The sequence below is a fragment of the Candidatus Methylomirabilota bacterium genome, assembly GCA_036005065.1.
Lineage (GTDB): Bacteria > Methylomirabilota > Methylomirabilia > Rokubacteriales > DASRDR01 > DASYQW01.
This window is the reverse complement of the sequence record DASYQW010000142.1, coordinates 1-4,237: the sequence shown is the minus strand read 5'-3', so window position 1 is coordinate 4,237 and position 4,237 is coordinate 1. Positions and strand designations below refer to the sequence as shown.

The following is a 4,237-nucleotide window of genomic DNA, read 5'->3' as shown; positions in this document are numbered from 1 at the left end:
ACCCGGCCGAAGCGGAAGCAGTCACGGGTGTGGTCGTTGACCATGCCGACCGCCTGCATGTGGGCGTAGCAGATGGTGGAGCCGACGAACGTGAAGCCGCGCCGCTTGAGCTCGCGACTCATCGCGTCGGACTCCGCGGTCCGGGCCGGGACCTGCTTGACGCTGGTCCAGCGGTTCCGCTTCGGCCGGCCGCCCACGAACTGCCACTGGAAGCGGTCGAAGCTGCCGAACTCACGCTGAACCTCGAGGAACGCCCGGGCGTTCCGGATGGCGCTCTCGATCTTCAGCCGGTTGCGGACGATCCCCGTGTCTCCGAGCAGCCGTCGCACGTCGCGGGCGCCGAAGGCCGCCACCCGCTCGGGATCGAAGCCGGCGAAGGCCCGGCGGTACTGCTCGCGCTTGCGGAGGATGGTCAGCCAGGAGAGGCCGGCCTGGGCGCCCTCCAGGATCAGGAACTCGAACAGGATCCGGTCGTCGTGGACCGGCACGCCCCACTCGCGGTCGTGGTAATCGACGTAGAGCGGGTCGCTGCCGACCCAGAGGCACCGCCGCCGCACGGCCGGCTCTACTTCTCCAGGCTCACGTTCTCCAGCACCGCCATGTCGTCGACGGTGAAGGCGAACCCGTCGACGTGCTTGGCCAGCCCGAACACGCTCTGCCGATACGCGATCGAGACGACCCAGGCCTCGTCGAGGAGCGCCGCGTTCAGCTTCGCGAAGGCCGCCCGCTGTCGGGTCGGGTCGATGGTCCCGTTGGCCTCGTTGATGGCGTCCACGTAGGCTTTGGGGACGTTGTTCCCCCAGACCGGGTTGTTGGCCGTCCGGTAGATGCTGTTCAGCGCCACCCGCGTGGGATACTTCTGCGTGTTGCCCGAGAACGAGGTGGCGAGCTGGAAGTCGCCGCCGAGGACGCGCTTGTAGTACTGAGTCGAGTCCAGGACGACCAGCTCCAGATCGAACCCGATCTTGGCCAGGTCGGCCTTCAGGATCTGGCCGATGGCCGGCAGCTCGGGGAACTGGGGCAGGGCCAGGCACTGGGCCTTGCCGCCCGCCACCCCGGCCCGGTCGAAGAGCTCCTTGGCCTTCTTGAGGTCGAACGGATACTTCTGAAGCGTGGCGTCATAGGCCGCCGACTTCGGGCTGAAGGGCAGGACCGTCGGCTGGCTCACGCCGAAGAGCACGTTCTCCACGACGCCCGCGCGGTCGATCGCATAGAGGAGGGCCTGGCGCGCCTCCTTCTTGTCGAACGGCGGCTTGGTGCCGTTGACCCGGATCTCGTAGGTCAGGGCTCCGGGGTAGCCCCGGACCAGGTTGAACTCGCGGCCGAGCCGCGCCACGTCCTTGGGGGGCAGGGACACGACCAGGTCGCAGATCCCCGACTGCAGGGCCGCCACCATGGCGTCGGAGTCGCTGAAGACCTTGAAGACGACGCGGTCCACGTACGGCGCCGGCGCGCCCCAGTAGGCGCCGTTCCGCTCGAGCGTGGTGTGGTCGCCCGGCACCCACTCGACGAACTTGAACGGGCCCGTCCCGGAGCCCCGGTTCTTGAGGGAGTCCATGGCCGCCGGCTCGATGATCGCCATGGCCTGCAGGACGTCGGTGATCTCGGGCGATACCTTCTTGAACGTGATGGCCACGGTGCCGGCGTCGGGGGCGGTGACGCTGGCGACGTTGGCGACCGCCGGCAGCATGTTCTGGCCGCGCTCCTTGTCGGCCGCCTTCTCGAAGTTCTTCACCACGTCGGCGGCGACCAGCTCCTTTCCGCTGTGGAAGCGGACGCCCCGCCGGAGGCTGAGGGTGACGGCGTGGCCGTCGGGGGCGATCGTCCAGCGCTCGGCCAGCCCGGGGAGCGGCTTCAGGCTGCCGTCGTATCGGACGAGCGTGTCGTAGAGATTCTGCTGGAGCGTGAAGTTCGCGAACGAGAGGTTCTGCGGGTCGAACGTGTTGAAGTCGTTGGGCATGCCGACGGTGAGCGTGCCGCCCCGCTTCTTGGCGGCGGCCGGTCTCGGGAGGGTGAGGAGACCGGGGCCGGCCAGCGCGCCGCCGCCGAGGAGGAGCGCGCGCTGGAGGAAGGCGCGACGGGCGAGGTCAGTGGTGGCGCGAGTCGGTGGCATGGCGTGCCTCCTTGCTCTGGGTGCCGGCGGCGCGGATCGACGAGCCGGGGACGCGGGCTGGCCATGTATACCAGGACGGCCCGCGCGGCGCAAGGGGTGGGGCCACGGCCCGGCCGCCGCCGGTCGGTCAGGAGTACCGGATCCGCGGATCCAGGAAGGCGTAGGCGAGGTCCGTCAACAGGTTGATGACGACGAAGGCGCAGACGACGAACAGGATCGTCCCCTGAACGACCGTGTAATCACGGGTCAGGATGGCCTGGAGCAGCATCCGCCCGAGTCCGGGGTAGTCGAAGATCGCCTCGGTGATGACCGCGCCGCCCATGAACGCGCCGAACTGGAGACCCAGCACCGTCACCACCGGGATCAGCGCGTTCCGGAGCGCGTGCGACCCGACCACTGCCCGCTCGCGGAGCCCCTTGGCCCGCGCGGTGCGGACGTAATCCTGCTCCAGCGACTCGAGGAGGGCGGCCCGGGTGAACCGGGCCAGGATCGCCGAGACATAGGCCCCGAGGGTAATCGCGGGCAGGACGAGGAAGCGCAGCGCGCGGGCCGGATCCTCCCAGACGGGAACGTAGCCCGAGGTCGGGAGCCACCGGAGGTAGAGGCCGAAGAGCAGCACCAGCAGGATGCCGAGCCAGAACGTCGGCACGGCCATGGCCAGGGCGTTGTACCCGGAGGCGACGCGGCTCCACCACGATCGAGGGCGCACGGCCGAGAGGATCCCCAGCGGGGCCGCGATCAGAAGCGCGACGATCAGCGAGGCGGCCGTCAGCTGGAGGGTGACCGGGACCCGCTGGGCCAGCATGGTGCGCACGGGGAGGCCGTTCAGGTAGGAGACGCCCAGGTCGCCCCGGGTGACCCGCCCGAGCCAGAGGGCGTACTGCACGGGCAGCGGCTGGTCGAGCCCCATGCGCGCCCGGGCCAGCTGGAGCTGCTCGGGCGTGACGTCCGGCCCCAGGAGCGCGAGGGCGGGATCGCCCGGGATCAGATAGATCAGGAGCCACACGGCGACCGAGGCCATGAAAAGGACGGGAACGAGCTGCAAGAGGCGGACGAAGACGTACTGCGCCATCAGTCGAGCCCGGGGGGGAGCGGCGGCGCTCCGCAGTGGTGCGCCAGGGCGGGTGGTTGACGGCCCATCAGGTTCCGGTGCGGGCCGTCGCCCGTCCGAGCGGACTCGCCCCCAGCGCGCGCTGGAGGCCGTCGGCGAGACCGTTCAGGGCCAGGACGGCCGCGGTGAGCATCACACCCGGGAAGAGGCCGTACCAGGGCGCCTGGTAGAGGAACGAGCGGCCCGTGTTGAGCATGGAGCCCCAGCTGGGCTCGGGTGGCCGCGTGCTGAGCCCGAGGAAGCTCAGCGCCGCTTCGAGCAGGATGGCGTAGGCGGCCGCCACCGTTGCCTGGACCAGGAGGGGGGAGGCCGCGTTGGGCAGGATCGTCCGGAACATCAGGTAGGCGGGCCCGCCGCCGATGGCGCGCGCGGCCAGGACGAACTCCCGCTCCTTCAGGGCCAGCGTGCTGGCGCGGGTGAGCCGGGCGAAGGCCGGGATGCTCACCACCGCCACCGCCAGCACGGCGTGGACGGCTCCCGGCCCCAACACCGCGATGATGGCCATCGCCAGGAGGATGGCCGGCACCGCTAGGAGGAAGTCGAGGAACCGCATGATCGAGGCGTCCAGCCAGCCGCCGGCGTATCCGCCGAGGAGGCCGAGCGGGATGCCGACGACGCCGGCGACCAGGACGACGGCACCCCCGGTGAAGAGCGAGACGCGCCCGCCGTGCACCACCCGGCTCCAGATGTCCCGGCCGAACTCGTCCGTCCCGAAGAAGTGGCGGAGCGATGGCGGCTGGAAGCGGCTCTGCCGCTCCTGGAGGAGCGGGTCGTACCGCCCGACGATCGGGGCCGCCAGCGCGAGGGCGGTCAGGGTGATCAGGACAATAAGCCCGACCAGGCTCCCTGGTTGCCGGCGGAGGCGCGCGCCGGTGCCCGGCGATGACGACCGCGAAAGGGGAGCCCGCGCGCGCTCGACCGTCACGGTGGGCCCCTTATATCAACGCGACTCCCGGGCGTCAACGGTCGGGCGGCGCCGATTCCGGTTGCGGCCGCGGGCGGGTGTCCCCCAC

At 70.7% G+C, this 4,237-nt stretch carries 4 protein-coding genes; all 4 read right to left on the bottom strand.

The annotated features are described in order from the left end of the window. Positions 1-557: DNA-3-methyladenine glycosylase I (locus tag VGW35_10250; protein HEV8308038.1), on the bottom strand; the 557-nt coding region annotated here is incomplete at its 3' end. Between the two features lie 8 nt (positions 558-565). After that, the gene (locus tag VGW35_10245) at positions 566-2,113 is read right to left on the bottom strand and encodes an ABC transporter substrate-binding protein (GenBank protein ID HEV8308037.1); all 1,548 of its coding nucleotides are present in this window, start codon (positions 2,111-2,113) and stop codon (positions 566-568) included. 127 nt (positions 2,114-2,240) lie between these two features. Beyond that, positions 2,241-3,185 (bottom strand): ABC transporter permease, encoded by a 945-nt coding sequence (locus tag VGW35_10240; GenBank protein ID HEV8308036.1) that lies wholly within the window; start codon positions 3,183-3,185, stop codon positions 2,241-2,243. 67 nt (positions 3,186-3,252) lie between these two features. Further along, entirely contained in the window at positions 3,253-4,149 is an 897-nt protein-coding gene (locus VGW35_10235) for an ABC transporter permease (GenBank protein ID HEV8308035.1), read from the bottom strand. Positions 4,150-4,237: the final 88 nt, after the last annotated feature.

Coding starts and splice junctions, on each gene's coding strand:
- VGW35_10240 (HEV8308036.1), bottom strand. CDS start 3,185: ATGGCGCAGTACGTCTTCGTCCGCCTCTTGCAGCTCGTTCCCGTCCTT.
- VGW35_10245 (HEV8308037.1), bottom strand. CDS start 2,113: ATGCCACCGACTCGCGCCACCACTGACCTCGCCCGTCGCGCCTTCCTC.